Here is a 15,451-nt window from a genome sequence, read left to right on the forward strand (position 1 = left end):
GGGTTGTACATCCCAGTCCAATGGAGACGGAGGCCGGGATGCTCAGTCGATCGCCGAACGTGCGCGCCGGTAGTGGCGTCGGGCCTTCATGCGATTGCCACAGACGGCCATCGAGCACCACCGGGCGGTATTGGGCTTGCTCCGGTCGATCAGAAACAGTCGGCAGTCGTCATTGGCGCACGGCCGCAGTCGCCCTGGACTCGAGATCCGCAGGCCGTCCCACGCCAGCACCGCACGGCCGGCACCTTCAGGGGCGCCGTCGAGTTCGGTTCGCCAGCACAGTCCGTCCGCGGTGGCCACCGGGCGAAGAGTCACACCGCTCAGGAGACCGTCCAGCGTGACCGGCGACTGGTGGCCGCGAACGATCGCCTGCAGGGTGGCGCGTGCGGCGATGAGCGCCGCCAACTCGGCATCACTGGGGGCGATGCCGTGCTCCCGCATCCATTTGCGTGCCGCCTTGGCATCCTCGAGATCGTCGCGGGCGACGCCGTCCACCACGGGGGTGGTGTTGAGCAGATCGAGGAGCAACTCCTCGTCGGCATGGCCCGCCGCGATCAGATCCATAACTAACCTCCAAAGAACTATTGACAGGTTACAGGACGCGGGGTTCACTGTCACGAACCACTAAAGCGACCAATAGGAGTTAGTCATGCCGCCTCGAGTTCACCATCGGAACGCGACCGTCGACGGACACCGGCTGTTCTACCGGGAAGCCGGCGACTCCGGCGCCCCGGCGATCGTTTTGCTGCACGGCTTCCCGACCAGTTCATTCATGTTCCGCGAGCTGATTCCCCGGCTCGCCGGGCGGCATCACGTCATCGCGCCCGACTACCTGGGCTTCGGGTTCTCCGACGCGCCGCCGGTGGGGGAGTTCGACTACACCTTCGACGCGTTGGCCGGTCTGGTCGAGGGCCTGCTCGCGCAATTGGGCGTGCGCAGCTACGCGGTCTACGTCCAGGACTACGGCGCGCCGATCGGCTGGCGGCTGGCGCTGGGCCGTCCCTCGGCGATCACCGCGATCATCAGCCAGAACGGCAACGGGTACGACGAGGGGTTCATCGAGGGCTTCTGGAAGACGGTGTGGGATTACCAGAAGCGGCAGACCGCGGACACCGAAGCGGCCATCAGGACGGCGCTCGACGTGGAATCCATCAAGTGGCAGTACCTCACCGGGGTGCCCGACGAGACCGTGGTGAGCCCGGACACCTGGACCCATGACACCGCGCTCGTCGGGCGGCCGGGCAACGACGACATCCAGCTGAAGCTGTTCCTGGACTACGCGACGAACCCGCCGATGTACCCGGCGCTGCACGAGTACCTGCGCGACAGCAAGGTGCCGGTGCTGGCGGTATGGGGCCAGGGTGACCCGATCTTCGGCCCCGACGGCGCCCGCGCCTTCCGCCGCGATTCACCGGACGCCGAGATCCATCTCCTCGACGGCGGGCATTTCCTGCTCGAGTCCGCGGGCGACGTGGTCGCGCAACTGATCGATGACTTCCTGGGCCGCCGCCTCACATCCGGTCGGAACTGAAAGGAAAGAACAATGGGATTGGCCTGGCAACAAGGACCACTGGCCGCGGGTTCGATCGGTCACTTCCTGACCCCGGAGCCGTTACCCGAACACCTGCTGTTCGTCGAACCGTTACGCAGGCGCATACGGGTACGCTTCGCCGACGAATGGCTCGCCGACAGTGAAGATGTGCTGCTTCTGCACGAACCGGGCCGCTACCCGGTGGCCTACTTCCCCCTCGCCGACATCGGCAGCGACGTGCTGGCGCCCGAGGACCGTGTCACCACCCATGGCGAGCTCGGGGACATGCAGTGGTACACCGTCTCGGCCGGCGATCGACAGGCGCCTCACGCCGCGTGGCGACACACGGCGCTGCCCAGCTATGCAACGGATCTCGCCGACCGGGTGGCGTTCGCATGGCGCGCCATGGATGGGTTCTACGAGGAGGACGAACGCATCGTCGGACACGCGGCGGACCCCTACCACCGCATCGACATCAGGGACACCTCGAGACATCTCGTGGTACGCGACGGCGACCGGGTGATCGCCGACAGCAGCAAACCCGTGGTGCTGTACGAATCGGGCTTCGCCCCGCGCTGGTACGTGCCGCGTGACGACATCGACGAATCCGAACTCAAACCGGTTGACGGACAGACGTTCTGCCCGTACAAGGGGCTGGCCGACTATTACACCGTCGGCGAGCACAAGCGCGCGGCGTGGTACTACCCCGATGCATGGACCGAGGTGGCGCGCGTACGCAACCTGGTGTCTTTCGAACCCGACAAGCTGGACGTCTGGCTCGACGGTGAGCGACTGCTTCTGGAGCCGGGACAGTCGGTGGTCCCGCACGGTATCGATCGTGGCCTCGACCCCGAGGAGATCCTCGACGACCACGCCGGGACCGTCCGATGAAGGCGACACTGGAAGTCGTGACCCTGCCCGTCTCCGATCCCGACAAGTCACTGCGGTTCTACCAGGAGCAGGTGGGGTTTGAACTGGATGTGGATTACGCACCCGCACCCGGATTCCGCGTGGTGCAACTGACCCCGCCGGGATCGGCCGCGTCGGTACAGTTCGGTGTCGGGCTGACCGACGCGGCACCGGGTTCGGTGCGGGTGCTTTACCTCGTCGTCGACGACATCGAGGCCGCACGAAATCAACTGATCGACGCCGGCGTCGCGGTGAGCTCGATTCGGCACAAGGACACCGAAGGCGGTTGGCGGGGCCGGTATCTGCTGGGCGCGGACCCGGACCACGCGGATTACGCGAGCTTCGCCGACTTCCGGGACCCCGACGGCAACGAATGGGTGCTGCAGGAGCGCGGCTACCGTAGGGCGAAGTGATGGAGACACGACCGACAGTGCTGGTGTTCGACGTCAACGAGACGCTGCTCGAGCTCGAGTCGATGGCGCCGCTTTTCACCCGGGTGTTCGGGGACCCAATGGCGTTGCGGCAGTGGTTCAACCAACTCGTGCTGTATTCGATGACGGTCACGCTGTCAGGGTGCTACACCGACTTCTTCGCCCTGTCGAAGGCGGTCCTGCAGATGCTCGCCGATGTGCACGGAGTCTCCATCACCGCCGGCGACCGGGATGCGATTGCGCAGGGGATGCGCACCATGCCTGCGCATCCCGACGTGGAAGAAGGCCTGAAGGCGCTGGCGAATCAGGGGTTTCGACTGGTGACGCTGACCAACTCACCGGTGCGGGCCGATGCCTGCTCGCCGCTGGACAACGCCGGGCTGGGTGACCACTTCGAGCGGCAGTTCAGTGTCCACCCGCTTCGCGCCTTCAAGCCCGCCACCGAGCTCTACACCAACGTCGCCGACGAGCTCTCGGTCGCCCCTTCGGAATGCATGATGGTCGCCGCGCACGCATGGGACATCATCGGTGCGCAGCGCGCCGGCTACGCCGGAGCCTTGATCACCCGGCCGGGAAATGCCCCACTGCGAGCGGAGGGTGTGCCCGAGCCCACCGTGCTCGCGCGCGACATCCTCGACCTGGCGGCGCGGCTGAGCCGCGCTACTCGGGGCTGACGAACGACGCATCCACCAGGGTCGACAGATCCAGGTTCTTGACCGCCGGATTGGTGGGTGCCAGTTCCGTGACCGAGGTCTGCAGCTGCTCGACGGTTGGGGTCGGCACGTCCGGCAGCACCTTCGTGTAGTACGCCCACGTTTCGTGTAAAGCCTTGGGATCGGTCACATTCAGGTGCTTGGACAGCACGCTGGTGGCGTACGGCTCGTCGGTCTTCTCCCGCTTGATGGCCTGCTGCACCGCGGTCATGAAGCGGCGGATCTGGTCGCCGTGCGATTTGACGTAGTCATCCGTCGCGGCGACGCCCACGTTCGAGGTCGGGATGTTCTGCGCCGCGAGATCGAGCAGTGAGTGATACCCGGCCGCCTCGAGTTGGGTTGTCGTCGGGGGATGGGACATCGCCGCGTCGATGGTGCCGGCGACCAGCGCATTGTTGACGTTGGTGACCGAGCCCAGCGGCGTGAGCGCGACATCGCTGGGCTGAAGGCCCAACTGCTGGAGGGCTTCCACGGTCGCGATGTAGAGCGAGCCACTGGTCGAGGTGATGCCGACACGCTTGCCCTTGAGTTCCTGGGCGCTGTTGACCTTGGCGAACAGCTCGTAGGTGAACACCGGGGTCAACGTGGCGAGGTAGCTGACCTGGCCGCCCGAAGCCGCCCCGGCCACCATCTCGGGTGCGCCGATCGACGCGAGCTGCGTCTGGCCGGAGATCAATGCGGGGAAGCCGTCTGAGCTGCTGAGGTTGGTCAGCTTGACGTCGAGCCCCTGTGCCTTGAACATCCCCGCCTCGTCGGCGATCCAGAACGGCAGTTCGTCGGCCACCACCTGGCTGTAGCTCAACGTGATCGAATTGGCGTCCCCGGACGCCTGCGTTCCGGGAGCGGCGTCGTTGCAGGAAGTCATCGCGAGTGCGGTGGCTGCGGCCAGTACGACCGCGGCTGCGGCCCTGGCGGACTTGGTTATCCGGTGCGTCGTCATTGTCCTTCTCCCTCAACGAGGTTCATTGTTGGGGCCGCCACGCGGCGAAGCGCTGCTCGACGGCCCGGAGCAGCCCGGTGAGCACCACACCGGTGATCGCGAAGATGAAGAGTCCCGCGAAGACGACCGATGTCTGGAACTGCTGACCGGCGTTGTTCATCAGCATGCCGACGCCGTGGGTGGCGCCGCTCAGTTCGGCGACGAACACTCCGATCAACGCCTGGCCCACGGCCAGCCGCAGGCCGCTGATGATGAACGGGACGGACCCTGGCAGCGCGATCGTGCGGAAGATCGCAAGGTCGCCCGCGCCGAAGCAGCGCGCCACCCGCACCACCGCGGGGTCCAGGTTCTGCACGCCGCTGGCGGTGTTGATCAGGATCGGGAAGATGGCCATCAGGAAGACGATCGCGATCTTGGATGTTTGACCGATTCCGAGCCAGATGATGAGCAGCGGCGTGAGGGCGATCCGCGGCGTCGCGTAGAGGAAATTGATCAGCGGGCTGGCCGCCCAGGACAGCCTGCGGTACCAGCCGATCAGCAGCCCCAGCGGCAGGCCGACGATGGTGGCCAGGATCAGGCCATATAGCAGTTCCTTACCGCTGGTGGCCAGGTCGGCCCAGATGGTGGCGCTGGCAAACAACTGCTGGAACGCGTGGATGACGTCAATCGGGCCGGGCAGGATGATGGCCGGTTTGATCCGAAGGGCGGCCACGAGTTGCCAAAGCGCGAGCACCGCGATGACGGCGCCGGCACCGTAGACGTATTTCTGGTTGAACCATCGTCGTGGTCGCGGGCTTTCGGGCTTCCGGCGGGTGGTGGCCCGGCGCGGTCGTGTCGCTGTCAGAGTCATCAGTGCGCGCCTCCTGCTGCGGCCGCGGTGTCGAGAGTGGCGGGGCTGTAGAGCAACTCGGATATCTCCTCCACCAACGCGAGATATTCCGGTGACCGGCGGATGCTCTGATCGCGTGGACGCGGGAACGGCACCGAGACCTCGCGGATGATGCGGCCCGGCCGTGGGCCGAAGACGCACACCCGGTGGGCCAGCAGCACCGCCTCGCTGATGTCGTGCGTGACGAACAAGGCGGTCACGTTCTGGGCGGCGCAGATGCGCAGCAACTCGACCTGCATCACCTCGCGCGTCTGTGCGTCGATCGACGCGAATGGCTCATCGAGCAGCAGCAGTTGTGGCTCGACGGCGAGCGCGCGGGCCAGGTTGACCCGCTGTTGCATCCCGCCGGACAGTTGCGCGGGATAGCGGTCGCCGAAACCGGACAGTCCGACCAGATCGAGCAGTTCGCGGGCGCGTTCGCGGGCCTGGCGCCGCTTCAGTTGTCTGCCCAGTTCCAGTCCATAGGTGACGTTGTCGATCACCTTGCGCCAGGGCAGCAGGCTGGGCTGCTGGAACACCATGGCCCGGTCGGGCCCGGGACCCGGAATGTCGTTGCCGTCGAGGCGCAGCGTGCCGCCGTCGATGGGGATGAATCCGGCGACGGCATTGAGCAACGTCGTCTTTCCGCATCCCGAGGGGCCGACGATGCAGACGAAATCGTTGCGGGCGACGTCGAGACTTGCGCAATCGACGGCGAGGGTGGGCGAGTCGCGGGCGTCCGAACTCCCGTACTCGATCCGGACCCGGTCGGCTTCGAGATGCGCGGGCTGCTCTCCAGGAGACATGTGAGCCACGTTACGGGCTGACATCATACAGAATCAAGGCCAGACCATAAGACCTTTAAACCAATCATTGCACATGCTGCAACGAACGCGACGGATATCGCTGTGGATTGCGGTGACCGGTGCGTCTAACGTAACCCGCCGTGATGACGCTCACAATCGGGTTCCATGATCCAGCAGGTAGTTCCGGACTGATGCCGGTGCTGCGGGCGCGCTTGTGAGCGCCGACCTGTCCGCCGGGCCGACGGCCGAGCTGATCTCGGCCCGCATCGACCGCCTGCCGCCCAACCCGTACCTGCGCAACGTAGTGGCCCGCATCGCGATCGGTGGCTGGTTCGAGTTCTACGAGCTGTTCATGGCCGGCTACATCTCCCTCGGCCTGATCGGCGCGGGGCTGTTCACCCAGGGCAGCCACGGGTACTTCGACCTGCACGGCTACGCCAGCTTCACCGCATCGTTCTTCCTCGGGATGTTCGTGTCCACGGTTCTGCTGAGCCGAATCGCCGACCGGTACGGCAGGCGGGCCACCTTCACCTATTCGATGCTGGGCTACTCGGTTGCTGCGGTGCTGGTGGCCGTGTCCGCGTCCAGCCCGCTGATCGTGCTGTTCCGCTTCGTGGCCGGCGTTGCCATCGGAATCCAGCTGATCAACAACGACACCTTCATGTCCGAGGTCAGTCCCGCGGCCACGCGCGGACGCTACATGTCGCTGGGCTACGTCCTCGTGCTGACCTCCGTGCCCGGTGTGGCGCTGTTGTCGTGGTTGCTGGTCCCACATGAGCCGCTCGGCATCGACGGCTGGCGCTGGGTCATGCTGATCGGCGCGGCGGGAGGGGTCCTGGTCTGGTTGTTGCGGCGGGACCTGCCGGAATCGCCGCGCTGGTTGGCTGCGCACGGCCGACTGGCCGAAGCACACGCCGTCATCACCGAGATCGAAGTCCGCGTCCGCAGGCATGTGGGCAGACTTCCCGACATCGCGGCGACCGGCGCCGTGGCGCCGACGACGGGTGCCGGCGGGTGGAGTGAGGTCTTCGGCCGGTGCTACGGAATCCGTACCGGGGTGCTCTCGATATTTCAGTTCGCCCAGACCATCGCGGTCTACGGCTTCGCGAACTGGGCGCCGATCTTGTTGGTGCACCGCGGCTTCACCGTCGTGCACAGCCTCGGGTACAGCTTCATGATCGCCTTGGTGACGCCGTTCGGCGCGGTGCTGTCCTTCCTGCTTGCCGAACGCGTCGAGCGCAAGACACAGATTGTGCTCGCGGCGATCGGAGTCGGGTTGTTCGGCACTTTGTTCGCCAGCGCCGACCTCACGGCACTGGTCATCGCCGGCGGCGCGGGCATCACCCTGTGCAACAACTGGCTCATCGGCGCGTTCCATCCCTACAGTGCGGAACTGTTTCCCACCCGGATCCGGGCCCGCGCAGTGGGATTCGCGTTCAGCTGGAGCCGGGTCAGCGCGATCTTCGTCTCCTATTGGATCGCCGGCATTCTCGCCCGCTCCGGTACCGGCGGTGTGTTCGTCATGATCGGTATCGCCATGGCGGCCATCGTTTTCTCGATCGGCATCTTCGGTCCGCGGACCGACGGCCGCACCCTCGAGGAGTTGTCGCCGTGACGATTGCCTGTCACGTATTTCTACGTGTTACCAGTCACGGGGATCTCGGCGGTGATGCGGTCCAGCAGCGCGCTGTAGCGGTTGGCCTCGCGGTGCTGTCCCGGCTTGCCGCTGCTGATCACTCCGGCGGCCAGCCGCCGTTCGGGATCCGCCCACACGGCGATGTTCACCAGTCCGGTATGCCCGAAGGCCGAAGGAGCATTGCGACCGAACGGCCCGAACCTGTTGGACCCCAGCATGTATCCGGTTCCCCAGCGCAGGGGAACCAGCCCGGTGGCCACATCGGGGCGAAGCCGCCTGCTCTCGCGCACCGCCGCCCGTATCGTCGATGGCGCGACGACACGGATCCCGTCGAGCTCGCCTCCGCGCCGCAGCATCTCGGCGAATCGGGACAGCTCATCGGCCGTCGACACGGTGTTGGACGAGGGGAGCACGCTCGTCAGGTATCGCGGGGTGTTGGAGAATGGGATGATCCGCTGCAACGTGCCGCCGGTCGCCAGGCGGAACACCTTCGCGATCGGTGCGGGTAACGGTTTGCCCGTCGCGTAGCTGGGCGCTACCAGGGGCACGTCGCGTTCGGCCACGCCATAATTGGTCCACCGGAAGCCCAGGGGATCGAGGATCTCGGTGCCCAGGATCTCGCGGATGCTCCTGCCGGTCGCGGCCGAGACGATCTCGCGCATCAACGGCCCCCACGTCAGGCCGTGGTAGATGTGGACGAGTCCGGGCCGGTGCAACGGCTTGAGCCGACCGAGCATCTCGCGGGTGTACTCGCTGTCGTCCATCCGCTTGAGGTCCACCCGCGGCCCCGTGTAAATCGGCACCCCCGCGCGGTGCGTGATGACGTGACGGATCGTGGTGCGATCCTTGCCGTGGCTGGTGTAGCTCGGCAGGTAGTCGCAGACCCGGTCATCGAGGGCGAAGGCCCCGCGCTCGACCAGCATGTGGACGACGGTGGTGGTCATGGCCTTGGCGGCCGAATACACGCAGAACGCGGTCTCCGTGGTGGCGCAGACCTTTTCGGCGTCGGACGGATCGTCCGGGCCGTTCCCCCAACCGTGGCCGATGGCCCGGTTCAGCACAACCCGGCCGTCGTGGCGCAGACACAACTGGATCGCGGGGTGCATACCGGCCTCGTACCAATGGGTAACCGCCCGCCAGATCCGCTCGATGGCGGCGGGGTCGATCCCCGAGTGATCCTCGGTGCCCACCGACGTCACGGTGTCGAGGTCGGCGGGGACACGGATTCTGCCGTCAGTGCTCACCCGGAGCTCACCCGGGCTTCCTGTGCAGTGTCGCGGCGAGGTGATGCTGCAGGGGCTGACCGACCGCGCCGAGGCGCAACGTGTAGGTGAGGACGTCGCCGTCGACTCGAAACGAACGCCCCAGCGCCGTGACGTTTTTGGCCGACGAACTGAGCCCGACCGACGTCGTGCTGAGCTCCATCTCCAGCACCGTGCCTTCGACGGACAGCGAGCCTTCGGATATCTCCGTGACACCCGTCGGATGTGCGAGCAGCAACTCGACCCGGCCGGCGGCGGGAACCCGGAGATAACCCGTCTCGGCGTGGAGAGGACGGCCGTCGTCGGCGGCTCTGGTCCGTTGCCCGTAGGTCAAGAACGGCTTGCCGACATGGCCGAACGTGACCTCCTCGGAGTATCCGAACGCTTCTATCGTCGGATACTCGCCGGCGCCCGCCCCTGCCCAGCTGCCGAGCAGGGGAGCGAGCGCCGCGACGCCGGAATGCAGGTCAACCACGTCCGCCAGGGTACGGCCGGATCAGCCGGCCATGAACTCGCTGTAGGCCGATGCCAGGTCCGGCGGCAATACGGTCACGTTGCACTGGCGCTGGGTGTCTCCGATCGGCGCCAGGATGCCGCGCAGGTCGTAGTACTCCTGCGGGTTGGCGGTGAAGTATCCGCGCAGTGTGGCAGAGGCCTGCGGACGCGGCTGGCTGAACGCCACGGTCACGGCCTGATTAGCGCCCGGGTGGCTGTCCAGATACGCGCGCGCCGCGCCGGTTGTCGAACTGACCGTGTCGGCCACCTGGCTTGCGCTGCACTGCTCCGGGGCCGCCGATGCGGTGGGCGCGGCGGTGGTTGCGGCTGCCAGACCCCCGAGTAGGCAACCGGCGGCGATGCCCGCGACGCTGCGGCGCGCGGTGATACCACTGAACTTCATGATCAAATTCTTTCCCTCGGATTGTGATTCGATTGGAGATTTCCCCGTCCCCAAAAACAAGGTAGCCGAAGACAAATGGTGGCAAACCTGCGTCGCGACGCGATGCGGGCCCGGATCGCCGGCGTTACACTCCGCCGGCCGACGAACTGGATTCCCATCGGCAGTCCGTCGGGCGTCCAGTACAACGGCAGGCTGATCGCGGGGCGGCCGGTCACGTTCGCCAACTGTGTATAGGGCACCCAGCCGAGGCTGCGTTGGACCATCTGATCCACGGCACCGGTCATCCGCGCCAACCATGTCGTCCGGGTGCGCAGCAGTCCCTCGGCGATGGCGCGCAACGGGGCGGGCGTGTCCAGCGCGCCGATGCGGATCGGCGGCTCGCCCAGGGTGGGCGTCATCAGCAGGTCGTAGGACCGGTGGAAGGTCGCCAGACCCGCGATGTATTCGCGCCGGCGTTGCTCGGCGGCCTGCAGATCCACGGCACGAACGGCGCGGCCGAGCGCGGCCAGAACGCGGGCGTCCTGTTCGAATCCGTCATCGCCCGCTCCGGTCTCGCGCTTGATGCGGTCGACCTCGACGCTCTGGTTGACGAACCAGATGGTGAGAAAGTCGCGGGCAAGCTGGGCGTCGTCGTGCGGCGGCTTGACCTCTTCGACGTGGTGGCCGAGTTCGGTCAGCAGCGCGGCGGCGTGCTCGACTGCACGGCCGGCCTCGGGGTGCGGCGTGCCGCGGACCGCCGACCTGGTGGTGAAGCCGATGCGCAGCGGGCCAGGCGCATGGTCGAGATCGCACAGCAGGGGGTTTTCGGGCAGTGCAGGCGCGAACGCGCTGAGATCGTCGGGCCCGATGAGCAGGTCCAGCCTGGCGGCGGTGTCGCGGACCGTGCGGGATACCACGCCGCTGGTCGACAGGCCGTTGAGCGGTTCACTGTTGGCGGGGCTGAACGGAATCAGACCGCGGCCCGCCTTGAGTCCGACCAAACCGGTGCAGGCGGCGGGGATGCGAATCGAGCCGCCGCCGTCGCTGGCCGCCGCGACGGGGATGATCCGCGCCGCCACCGCGGCCGCCGCACCGCCGGAGGACCCGCCGGGCGTGCGGTCGAGGTCCCATGGATTGCGGGTCGGGCCGAACAGTTCGGCTTCCGTGACACCCTTCGAGCCGAACTCCGGGGTCGTCGTCTTCCGCGAAGATCACCAGCCCGGCATCGCGCCACCGCTCGACGATCATGCTGGTCTGCCGGGCGGGACGGCCGGCCAGCGCGCGGCATCCCGCGGACGTCGGAACTCCCTCGATGTCCTGGTTGAGGTCCTTGAGCAGGAACGGCACCCCGGCGAACGGGCCGGAGAGCGGACCGGCCGCCTGCCGATCGGCGTGCTCGTCGAGGCGGAGACAGATGGCGTTGATCCTGGGGTTCAGCTTGTCGGCCCGTGCCCGCGCCAGCTGCTGGAGTTCGCCGGCGGACACCTCGCCGGAGGCGACGCGGCCGGCCAGACCCAGACCGTCGACCTCGACGTACTCGTCGTCGGTCATCACGCCTGCACGTAGCAACGGCAGAATGGCGACGGATGCGCTGCACAGCATCGAACCAGGGCGGAACCAGAGAACCAGAGATGAGGTGGCCGTGAGGCTGGACCTGTTGACACCGGCGATCGAAGTCGGTGTCGTCACCACCAACCTGGATGCGATGGCCGCCTTCTACGAGGGCTTCCTGGGGCTGCAGTTTCAGGGCAGCGTGGATTTTCCCGGCGGCACGCAGCGGCGCTACGCCCTCGGCAAGAACGTGGTCAAGCTCGTCACCTTCGCCGCGGCCCCGCCGCAGCCCGCCGCGGCCGGCGGTGGGCCCGCCCGGGCGGGCATCCGGTACTTCACCATCGGCGTCAACAACCTGCGCGCGGTGGCCGAGGCGGTGGAGGCGCCGGAGTACCAGGTGGTGGAGCCGTTGACGGAGTTCGAACCGGTGCCCGGGATGGGTTGGCTGTACATCGCCGACCCGGACGGCAACTGGATCGAGCTGTTCGGCACGTTATGAGCGCTCCGTATCGATCCGGCACGCCGGCCGAGACTCCGACCTGCTACCGCCATCCCGATCGTGCCACCTATGTCCGCTGCACCCGGTGCAACCGGTTCATCTGCCCTGAGTGTATGAACGACGCCGCCGTCGGGCACCAGTGCCCCGAGTGCATCCGTGCGGGCGCGCGGTCGGTCCCGCCGGCGCGGACCCGCTTCGGCAGCCGGGAGCGGTCGGCGACGCCGGTGGTGACCTATGTTCTGATCGCGCTGAACGTGGTCATGTTCGCGCTGCAGACGGTGTCGGGGGACGTGCAACGCGAACTGGTGCTCCGCGCGCCCGCGGTGGCCGACGGGGACCTGTACCGCCTGATCACGTCGGCCTTCCTGCACTACGGCATGACACATCTGCTGTTCAACATGTGGGCGCTCTATGTGGTGGGGCCGCCGTTGGAGATGTGGCTCGGCAGGCTGCGCTTCACCGCGCTGTACACGCTGAGCGCGCTCGGTGGATCGGTGCTGGTGTATTTGTTGTCGCCGCTGAACGCCGCGACCGCGGGGGCATCGGGCGCGGTGTTCGGCTTGTTCGGCGCCACGTTCGTGGTGGGCAAGCGGCTCAATCTCGACACCCGCTGGGTCATCGGGCTCATCGTGCTCAACCTGGCCTTCACGTTCGTGATCCCGCTGATCAGTTCGCAGAACATCAGCTGGCAGGGACATATCGGCGGGCTGGTCGTTGGCACGGCGGTTGCCGCCGCGTACGCGTATGCGCCCCGGCAACGGCGAAACCCGATTCAGATCGGCGTGACGGTGGCCGTTCTTGTGGTGCTCGTGCTGCTGATCTGGTGGCGCACCGCCGAACTCGCGGCACTGTTCGGGCTAACCTGACGCCGCCTCGCCAGGGCCGAATAGCTCTCTGCTGCAGACGTTTTGACACTGGTCTGTGACCGAATCTTGTTGTGACAGCTGTGTCTCCTGTGCCGAATGTGGCATAACGTCGATCTCGTTCGTTCGCGTGTCAATGCGGTCCAGCGCCGCGGTCCGGCGAGGAGGAATTCAGTGCGGCCACCGGCCCCCCGTTTCAGAGGGCGACGTCGGTGCGCGGCCGTGGTCCTGGCACTGGTGATGGGGGGAGTCGCATTGACGGGCGGCGCGCCGTCGGCTTCGGCGCAGCCCCGTGCGGTCCCAGCGGCGCCGGCCCCGGCTGCGCCCAGTGGTGGATGGGATCCGACCCTGCCGAACGTGCCCAGCGCGAACGTGCCGGGTGACCCGGTGGCCGTGATGAACACGGTTCTGCACATTTCGGAGACATCGACGCAACTGACCGCCGACATGGGACGAAACTTTCTGTCCAGTCTCGGAATCAACGTCGGTGAACCCGACGGTGCCGTCAACGGCCGCATCCCCCGGGTATACGGCGCACAGGCGGTGCAGTACGTGCTGCGGCGGGCCCTGTCCCAACGCGGTGTCCCCTATTCGTGGGGCGGCGGCAACGCCGCCGGACCTTCGCGCGGCATCGACAGTGGCGCGGGCACCGTGGGTTTCGATTGTTCTGGACTGGTGCTGTATGCATTCGCCGGTGTGGGCATCAGGTTGCCCCACTACTCCGGCAACCAGTACCCACTGGGACGCCACATCCCGCCGGCACAAGCCCGGCCCGGCGATGTCATCTACTACGGCCCGAACGCGAGTCAGCACGAAGCCCTGTTCCTGGGACGGGGACAGATGCTCGAGGCGCCCTACACCGGATCCGACGTGCACATCTCTCCGGTACGGACGTCCGGGATGATGCCCTATGTGGTGCGATTCATCGACTACTGAGCGCATGAGAGCAGCGGGAGCCTGAAGTTCGCCGGGCGATCACGGCCCGGATACCTGGCCGTGTCAGCGTGGTCGCATGCGGGTTGATTCCGAGGCCGGCCGGGTGGGGCCCGTCGCGTGGTTCCACCGGCTCTGCGGGGACGTCGTCGCGCGGTTGCCGTTCGGCCTCGATTCCATTCTCGCGCCGACCTTCCTGGGCTTCGTCGTCATCAACACCTTCACGTTCGGCGTGGACCTGCTGCTGCTCACCGCCCTGCGCGGCGGGCTGGCACTGTCCTTGCCCGCTGCGGTCACCGCGGCCTACGTGTGCGCATTCGCGCTGAGCTACGTGTTGAACCGCACGCTGAACTTCCACTCTCACGCCCCCGTCGGACCGCAGTTCGCCATCTATGCGGTGGTGTGTGTGGTGAACTACCTTGCGTTCATCCTCGGTGTGTCGACCGTGTTGTCGGCGGTCGGCGTGGAGTATCACGTGGCGCGCATCCTGGCGGGCGCGTGCGAGGCGATCTATATGTACAGCGCCATGCGGTGGGTGGTGTTCCGCCGCTGACCGGACGAGACAACCGGAAAGGATGAGAGCGATGGCAGTTGCTCTGGTACACGGCAATCCGGAGACGGAGGGGATCTGGAAGCCGCTCATCGCCGCCCTCGGCCGTGACGACGTAGTCACCCTGTCTCCGCCGGGATTCGGTGCACCCCTGCCCGAGGGCTTCCCGGCCACGTACCTGGCCTACCGGGACTGGCTGGCCGCCGAACTCGAGGCGATCGACGAGCCGGTCGATCTGGTCGGGCACGACTGGGGCGGTGGCCACGTCATGAACGTGGTCATGGACCGCCCCGAGTTGGTGCGCAGTTGGGCCAGCGACGCGCTGGGAATTCTCGACCCGGAGTATGTCTGGCACGACCTCGCGCAGGTGTGGCAGACGCCGGGAGCCGGAGAGGAACTCGTGGACACCATGATGGGCGGTACGGTCGACGACCGGACGGAGCGGATGGTCGGCCTCGGCATCCCGCGCGATATCGCGGGCGAGATGGCCGCCGCCCAGGGTCCGGAGATGGGCAAGGCGATCCTCGCGGTGTACCGGTCGGCAAGCCAACCCGCGATGGCCGAGGCCGGCCGCGCCCTCGAGATCGCCCGTGCCCGGCCCGGTTTGGCATTGCTCGCCACCGAGGACCACTTCGTCGGAAGCGACGACATGCGGCGCCGGGTTGCCACCAGGGCCGGGGCTCGCGTCGAAATGCTCGACGGGCTGGGGCATTGGTGGATGGTGCAGGATCCCGACCGCGGCGCCCAAGCGTTGAGCGACTTCTGGAACGGCCTCGACTAAGAGTTGGGGGACATCCCCGGCGCCAGGGCTCGTCCTTGCCGGGCCCGCCGGACGTTCGGCGGAGCCCATCATGCTCGCGAACCAGTACATTGCGTAGGGGCCCGCCGCGAGCACCGCGTCGAGCACGCCGAACCGCTCCAGCATCTCGACGCCACACGGCCGAATGATGTGTGTCGACGGGGTTTGCGACGGAAACTGTGCGCGATCGAGCAGACAGACACTGTGCCCCGGCCGGGCTATCGCGGCCAGCGGAGCGCCCGCGCAGCGCGCACCCACCACGATGGCGTCGAATCGCTGCATG

The 15,451-nt window shown here is 67.0% G+C and carries 17 protein-coding genes and 3 pseudogenes; 10 read left to right on the plus strand and 10 right to left on the minus strand.

Translation table 11 applies throughout. The features are described from left to right. Positions 1–42: 42 nt before the first annotated feature. A complete protein-coding gene (locus tag ACVWWN_RS05825) occupies positions 43–564 on the minus strand; it encodes a CGNR zinc finger domain-containing protein (RefSeq protein ID WP_457143048.1) in 522 nt (173 codons plus the stop codon). A gap of 85 nt (positions 565–649) precedes the next feature. Here ACVWWN_RS05825 and ACVWWN_RS05830 point away from each other — a divergent pair, with 85 nt between their 5' ends. The 4 genes from ACVWWN_RS05830 to ACVWWN_RS05845 are packed head-to-tail and all read left to right on the plus strand — an operon-like array spanning position 650 to position 3,545. Continuing rightward, positions 650–1,531: an alpha/beta fold hydrolase gene (locus ACVWWN_RS05830; protein WP_457143049.1), complete on the plus strand. Its 882-nt coding sequence runs from the start codon at positions 650–652 to the stop codon at positions 1,529–1,531. Positions 1,532–1,543: 12 nt separating this feature from the next. Further along, the gene (locus tag ACVWWN_RS05835) at positions 1,544–2,422 is read left to right on the plus strand and encodes a DUF427 domain-containing protein (RefSeq protein WP_457143050.1); all 879 of its coding nucleotides are present in this window, start codon (positions 1,544–1,546) and stop codon (positions 2,420–2,422) included. Continuing rightward, positions 2,419–2,853, plus strand: coding sequence for a VOC family protein (locus tag ACVWWN_RS05840; protein WP_457143051.1), 435 nt, complete (start codon positions 2,419–2,421; stop codon positions 2,851–2,853). The genes ACVWWN_RS05835 and ACVWWN_RS05840 overlap by 4 nt, the downstream gene beginning before the upstream one ends. Beyond that, positions 2,853–3,545, plus strand: a complete 693-nt coding sequence (locus ACVWWN_RS05845) for a haloacid dehalogenase type II (protein WP_457149010.1) — start codon at positions 2,853–2,855, stop codon at positions 3,543–3,545. The genes ACVWWN_RS05840 and ACVWWN_RS05845 overlap by 1 nt, the downstream gene beginning before the upstream one ends. On the opposite strand, the gene ACVWWN_RS05850 is transcribed toward ACVWWN_RS05845, so the two are convergent. From ACVWWN_RS05850 to ACVWWN_RS05860, 3 genes are read right to left on the minus strand one after another with little or no spacing between them, the layout of a single operon-like run. After that, complete coding sequence (locus ACVWWN_RS05850; RefSeq protein WP_457143052.1) at positions 3,532–4,524, minus strand: ABC transporter substrate-binding protein; 993 nt, start codon at positions 4,522–4,524, stop codon at positions 3,532–3,534. The two genes, ACVWWN_RS05845 and ACVWWN_RS05850, sit on opposite strands and share 14 nt — an antisense overlap. A gap of 22 nt (positions 4,525–4,546) precedes the next feature. Next, on the minus strand, positions 4,547–5,374 hold the full coding sequence (locus ACVWWN_RS05855; RefSeq protein WP_457143053.1) for an ABC transporter permease: 828 nt from the start codon (positions 5,372–5,374) through the stop codon (positions 4,547–4,549). Next, the gene (locus ACVWWN_RS05860; RefSeq protein ID WP_457143054.1) at positions 5,374–6,198 is read right to left on the minus strand and encodes an ABC transporter ATP-binding protein; all 825 of its coding nucleotides are present in this window, start codon (positions 6,196–6,198) and stop codon (positions 5,374–5,376) included. The genes ACVWWN_RS05855 and ACVWWN_RS05860 overlap by 1 nt, the downstream gene beginning before the upstream one ends. A gap of 214 nt (positions 6,199–6,412) precedes the next feature. Between ACVWWN_RS05860 and ACVWWN_RS05865 the strand changes: the two genes are divergently transcribed. Continuing rightward, the gene (locus ACVWWN_RS05865; protein WP_457143055.1) at positions 6,413–7,813 is read left to right on the plus strand and encodes an MFS transporter; all 1,401 of its coding nucleotides are present in this window, start codon (positions 6,413–6,415) and stop codon (positions 7,811–7,813) included. A 20-nt stretch (positions 7,814–7,833) separates the two neighbouring features. Here the strand turns inward: ACVWWN_RS05865 and lipE are convergent, their stop codons facing one another. The 5 genes and pseudogenes from lipE to ACVWWN_RS05890 all read right to left on the minus strand — a co-directional run. Then, entirely contained in the window at positions 7,834–9,078 is a 1,245-nt protein-coding gene (gene lipE / locus ACVWWN_RS05870; RefSeq protein ID WP_457143056.1) for a lipase LipE, read from the minus strand. Between the two features lie 7 nt (positions 9,079–9,085). Further along, positions 9,086–9,571: a peroxynitrite isomerase gene (locus ACVWWN_RS05875; RefSeq protein ID WP_457143057.1), complete on the minus strand. Its 486-nt coding sequence runs from the start codon at positions 9,569–9,571 to the stop codon at positions 9,086–9,088. Between the two features lie 21 nt (positions 9,572–9,592). Further along, complete coding sequence (locus ACVWWN_RS05880) at positions 9,593–9,994, minus strand: heme-binding protein (protein ID WP_457143058.1); 402 nt, start codon at positions 9,992–9,994, stop codon at positions 9,593–9,595. Positions 9,995–9,996: 2 nt separating this feature from the next. Next, the gene (locus ACVWWN_RS05885) at positions 9,997–11,127 is read right to left on the minus strand and encodes an amidase (RefSeq protein WP_457149011.1); all 1,131 of its coding nucleotides are present in this window, start codon (positions 11,125–11,127) and stop codon (positions 9,997–9,999) included. A gap of 109 nt (positions 11,128–11,236) precedes the next feature. Then, positions 11,237–11,575 (minus strand): annotated as a pseudogene (locus ACVWWN_RS05890) (amidase family protein); the annotation flags it as partial. 34 nt (positions 11,576–11,609) lie between these two features. On the opposite strand from ACVWWN_RS05890, the gene ACVWWN_RS05895 reads away from it, so the two are divergent. The 5 genes and pseudogenes from ACVWWN_RS05895 (at position 11,610) to ACVWWN_RS05915 (ending at position 15,150) form a co-directional block, all read left to right on the plus strand. After that, positions 11,610–12,023: a VOC family protein gene (locus tag ACVWWN_RS05895; RefSeq protein ID WP_457143059.1), complete on the plus strand. Its 414-nt coding sequence runs from the start codon at positions 11,610–11,612 to the stop codon at positions 12,021–12,023. Then, positions 12,020–12,889: a rhomboid family intramembrane serine protease gene (locus ACVWWN_RS05900; RefSeq protein WP_457143060.1), complete on the plus strand. Its 870-nt coding sequence runs from the start codon at positions 12,020–12,022 to the stop codon at positions 12,887–12,889. Before ACVWWN_RS05895 ends, ACVWWN_RS05900 begins: the two co-directional genes overlap by 4 nt. 243 nt (positions 12,890–13,132) lie before the next feature. Beyond that, positions 13,133–13,822 (plus strand): annotated as a pseudogene (locus tag ACVWWN_RS05905) (NlpC/P60 family protein); the annotation flags it as partial. A gap of 76 nt (positions 13,823–13,898) precedes the next feature. Next, positions 13,899–14,372, plus strand: coding sequence for a GtrA family protein (locus ACVWWN_RS05910; protein ID WP_457143061.1), 474 nt, complete (start codon positions 13,899–13,901; stop codon positions 14,370–14,372). A 31-nt stretch (positions 14,373–14,403) separates the two neighbouring features. After that, a complete protein-coding gene (locus tag ACVWWN_RS05915) occupies positions 14,404–15,150 on the plus strand; it encodes an alpha/beta fold hydrolase (RefSeq protein ID WP_457143062.1) in 747 nt (248 codons plus the stop codon). Between the two features lie 84 nt (positions 15,151–15,234). Here the strand turns inward: ACVWWN_RS05915 and ACVWWN_RS05920 are convergent. Further along, positions 15,235–15,450: pseudogene (locus tag ACVWWN_RS05920) on the minus strand (FAD-dependent oxidoreductase); the annotation flags it as partial. Position 15,451 lies beyond the last annotated feature (1 nt).

It is taken from the genome of Mycobacterium sp. URHB0021 (assembly GCF_054057895.1).

Bases quoted from the DNA above. Each gene is read 5' to 3' on its own strand.
- ACVWWN_RS05825 (WP_457143048.1), bottom strand. From the start codon at position 564: ATGGATCTGATCGCGGCGGGCCATGCCGACGAGGAGTTGCTCCTCGAT.
- ACVWWN_RS05830 (WP_457143049.1), top strand. From the start codon at position 650: ATGCCGCCTCGAGTTCACCATCGGAACGCGACCGTCGACGGACACCGG.
- ACVWWN_RS05835 (WP_457143050.1), top strand. From the start codon at position 1,544: ATGGGATTGGCCTGGCAACAAGGACCACTGGCCGCGGGTTCGATCGGT.
- ACVWWN_RS05840 (WP_457143051.1), top strand. From the start codon at position 2,419: ATGAAGGCGACACTGGAAGTCGTGACCCTGCCCGTCTCCGATCCCGAC.
- ACVWWN_RS05845 (WP_457149010.1), top strand. From the start codon at position 2,853: ATGGAGACACGACCGACAGTGCTGGTGTTCGACGTCAACGAGACGCTG.
- ACVWWN_RS05850 (WP_457143052.1), bottom strand. From the start codon at position 4,524: ATGACGACGCACCGGATAACCAAGTCCGCCAGGGCCGCAGCCGCGGTC.
- ACVWWN_RS05855 (WP_457143053.1), bottom strand. From the start codon at position 5,374: ATGACTCTGACAGCGACACGACCGCGCCGGGCCACCACCCGCCGGAAG.
- ACVWWN_RS05860 (WP_457143054.1), bottom strand. From the start codon at position 6,198: ATGTCTCCTGGAGAGCAGCCCGCGCATCTCGAAGCCGACCGGGTCCGG.
- ACVWWN_RS05880 (WP_457143058.1), bottom strand. From the start codon at position 9,994: ATGAAGTTCAGTGGTATCACCGCGCGCCGCAGCGTCGCGGGCATCGCC.
- ACVWWN_RS05900 (WP_457143060.1), top strand. From the start codon at position 12,020: ATGAGCGCTCCGTATCGATCCGGCACGCCGGCCGAGACTCCGACCTGC.
- ACVWWN_RS05910 (WP_457143061.1), top strand. From the start codon at position 13,899: ATGCGGGTTGATTCCGAGGCCGGCCGGGTGGGGCCCGTCGCGTGGTTC.
- ACVWWN_RS05915 (WP_457143062.1), top strand. From the start codon at position 14,404: ATGGCAGTTGCTCTGGTACACGGCAATCCGGAGACGGAGGGGATCTGG.